Here is a 3,661-nt window from a genome sequence, read left to right on the forward strand (position 1 = left end):
ATCATCATTAACCAGTTGTTTAGTCTTAAATGATAAATCGCTATTTAGACTACCTAATATGCCTTGTTGATTGATTACGTTGCCACTTTGAATAGTTAATGGTGATGTTATTGGCACTTATTGAGCCATCATCATTAACCAGTTGTTTAGTCTTAAATGATAAATCGCTATTTAGACTACCTAATATGCCTTGTTGATTGATTACGTTGCCACTTTGAATAGTTAACTGATCAGCAGAAACAATACGGCCTTGTGTGCTATCAATATCCCCACTATTGATAGTCAATGTCCCTTTTGTTTCGATCCCCTTATTACCATCAATTGTTTGACGATTAATCAGGTTATCACGCAAAGTTAATTGTAATTGTTGAGGAGAAAACAGATGCCCTTGGCTATTATTTAGCGATATTCCTTTTAATGTTAAATTGGCTAATTCGCTAAGGATTTGACCTGATTGGTTAGTCACGATATTCGTTTGTAAATCAACTTGCTGCTTAGCTAGAAGTTGTCCTTGTTGATTATTAAGATCACCACTGTGAATATTTAATCCACCTTGACTAACTATTCCGCCACTTTTTTTGTGTGTCACTGTTCGTTATTTTGTGCTGGTGGCTATCAATAATGAGATCTTTGCCAGTCATAATCAGTCCAGCATGATTATTTATCGCACCTGTTTTTAACGCTGCACTATCTGATAAGATTAATCGCCCAAATTGGTTGATAAAATCGGCTTTGGCTGTATTTAATTGTAATTGACTCGCGCTGATATCACCTTGGCTATTATCTAATGATCCCGTATTCAGTAGTAAGTTTTGTATTGCCTGAATGCCTTGATCTTTTTGTGTATCACGATTAATTATCGGCTGGTTATTTGAGTTAATAGTGATATTAACTGCCTGTATTAACCCTGATGTATTATTCCATCCTTGCGTATTCGCCGTAAAATCGCCTTGTGTAACGATTTTACCCTGTTGGCTATTAACCGTTTTACTTTGCAGATCAAGACTGTTTTTAGCATTGATAATCCCTTGGCTATTGTTAATGTCACCAACGTCTAAATGCAATTCTCCTCGACTAACAATACCGCCAGATTGATGCGTATTTTGATTATTTAACTCACCACCTTGAGTTGCCAACCACGCGGATTTTTCTGATTGAATAACCCCTTGGCTGTTATCAACATTATTTGCTGTTAATCCTAGTCTATCTTGCGAAACTATTGCACCTTGTTGGTTATCTGCATTTCCCGTTAAAGTGATATTTAATCCATTAGCGCCAATTTCGCCTTTAGCGTTATTTAATGTACCCGCTTTTATTTCGCTATTACTTTTACTGACGATTTTCCCTGTCGTATTATCAAGCTTATTGTTCAGGGTGAGATCACTAGTTTTATCGGCATGGATATTGCCTTGCTGGTTAGTTAATATATTGGCATTAAGTTTAAGAGTGTCCGCAGATATCAATGTACCTTTATTGTTAGTAATGGCTTCTTTGGCGGTTATATCTAGGCGGCTTTGGTTTAAAGTTCTTACCTCACCTTGTGTATTATCTATCTCTTGGACATTGAGTGTTAATGCACCTTGCGTCTGAATATTACCGCGTTGGTTACTAAGTGTTTTTTCTACGTTAATGGATGTTAGTTCAGTACCCGTTTGCTTTAAATTAGCGTCATTATGATTAAGATTAACAGCACTAATCTCTATTTTTTTTCGCTTGGGTTGTGGCTTTTTCTAAATCTAAATATTGCCCTTGTAGAGAAAACTGCCCTGTTGTTAAGAGGGAGCCTTCTTTACCTAATAGCGTTTCGGTTTTTAGGGTAATAGCACCTTGTTGAGGCAGTGATATTGTACCTTGTTGATTATTCAGTTCCGTTGTTTTAATGATCAATTGGCGACCAAGACTTTGAATATCACCACGTTGATTATTCAAATTTTTATGATGTAAAGAGAGATTTCCGACGGTGTTAATCTCTCCTTTTTGGTTATTGAGTGTAATGGAATTGAGTTTTAAATCATGGCTACCTAGTTGGCTTAATTTACCTTCATTATTATCAATCAAGTTAGGCGCAATAAGTTGAAGTTTATCACCACTGATCTCACCTTTACGATTAATAATCGCTGTTTTCGCATTAAGCATTACTGTATTGGCATTAACTTGAGCAAGCTCTGTTTTAATTTGCCCTACGGATGTCGTAATTTGTAGATCTTTACTTTGTGTTTTGCTGTTTGAAATATCAACATTTTTAGCCGTTAAATTAATTTTATCGCCACTTAAATGCTGACCTGCAGAAATAATGTCATCCGCTATATTCAAAGTTAGCGAGGCAGGATGAACTGCATTACCGCTATTATCAACACCAGCACCTAATTGGCTCTTTTGTGCAGCCAAATAACCTTTAGCATCAATTTGAATATTTTCTTGGGCTAATATTTTTCCTGATGCGGCTTGAGAAACGTTTTCTGTTGCTTTTAGCTGGATATTATTTTTAGCTTGCAGCATGCCACTATTAACAAGATCACCCGTGGTATTTAGCGCTAGATCCTTATCTCCCGTGATCACCCCTTGGTTATTGACACTTGCCGTGTCAACTTGTAGTTGTGTTTGAGATTGAATTAGCCCCGTATTTATTAGCTGACCATTCTCATTGAGTGTTAATCCCCCCGCTTCAGCCCCAATTTCACCGGCATTGCGTACACCAACACCATGTTCTGTACCCACCAATTTAATTTTGTTGGCATACATACCACCAACCAGTGCCACGTCAATGGCATAATCATTTTGTTTAGCTGCCGAATTATCTTGGCTGATCACATTGCCATCATTATCTAAGGTATTTTTACCTGTTGTAATTTCTAATTTATTAGCTTGAATACGTGAATTAACGTCTACGGCACGCGCTAAGATACGAGTGTAATCACTTTGGCTATCATTTAAACCACTGCCAGAAATCACTATTTTTCCGTTATTAATTTCATAACCAGAAATTGCACCTTCTTGTGTTAATGCATTACCAGCAACTAACGTGGTATTTACCGCATTAATAAAGCCACATCCTTGACAACTAATACCCGCAGGGTTAGCGATAATAATTTCCGCTCGTTTTCCAGCAACTTCAATAAATCCATTGAGTTGGCTAGGATTTTGGCTATTAATTTCATTTAAAATAACATTCGCTTCGCCTTTAACCAGCCATGGATTTCCTGTTACCATGCCCGCTAATTGAGTTTGTGTATCTTGTAGACTGTTATTAAGGATCGCCCCTTTATTATCAATATCAAATTGCGTAAATTGGTTACGTGATACACCATGTTGATTAGGTTGCTGGATATTAACTTGAGCCAACCCATTGCTGGTTTGTAATACCGTTGCTTGTTGGTTGTTTGGCGCGTGCTGATCTGCGATGATTTGGCTGGCTTGCACAGAAAAACTCACCATGCCTTGCATCAATAATAAAAGAAATGCCACACGATTTAGCGAACTTTTAATGGGTGATGAGAAAAGAGTATTGCGCTTATTATTTTCACCACAAGATTTCGTTAATTCAGAAACAACAACCATTAATTGTCGAGTACGATTATAAATAACGCGATAACATAATTTATTCATAAGTAGGATCCTTGCCAAAAAGACAATATAAATTTTATTTAGTTATTATTTTTTA

General features: G+C 36.7%; 3 protein-coding genes. All 3 read right to left on the reverse strand.

Annotated features, from left to right (window positions below):
- Positions 1 to 49: 49 nt before the first annotated feature.
- Genes BHE89_RS12175 through BHE89_RS12185 form a run of 3 tightly spaced genes read right to left on the reverse strand, consistent with a single transcriptional unit; the run spans position 50 to position 3,606 of the window.
- Positions 50 to 589, reverse strand: coding sequence for a hypothetical protein (locus BHE89_RS12175; RefSeq protein ID WP_128860508.1), 540 nt, complete (start codon positions 587 to 589; stop codon positions 50 to 52).
- The gene (locus tag BHE89_RS12180; protein WP_353615123.1) at positions 558 to 1,703 is read right to left on the reverse strand and encodes a hypothetical protein; all 1,146 of its coding nucleotides are present in this window, start codon (positions 1,701 to 1,703) and stop codon (positions 558 to 560) included. Before BHE89_RS12180 ends, BHE89_RS12175 begins: the two co-directional genes overlap by 32 nt.
- The gene (locus tag BHE89_RS12185) at positions 1,693 to 3,606 is read right to left on the reverse strand and encodes a two-partner secretion domain-containing protein (protein WP_128860510.1); all 1,914 of its coding nucleotides are present in this window, start codon (positions 3,604 to 3,606) and stop codon (positions 1,693 to 1,695) included. The genes BHE89_RS12180 and BHE89_RS12185 overlap by 11 nt, the downstream gene beginning before the upstream one ends.
- Positions 3,607 to 3,661 lie beyond the last annotated feature (55 nt).

The organism is Shigella sp. FC1967 (genome assembly GCF_001743005.1).
Classification (GTDB): Bacteria; Pseudomonadota; Gammaproteobacteria; order Enterobacterales; family Enterobacteriaceae; genus Proteus.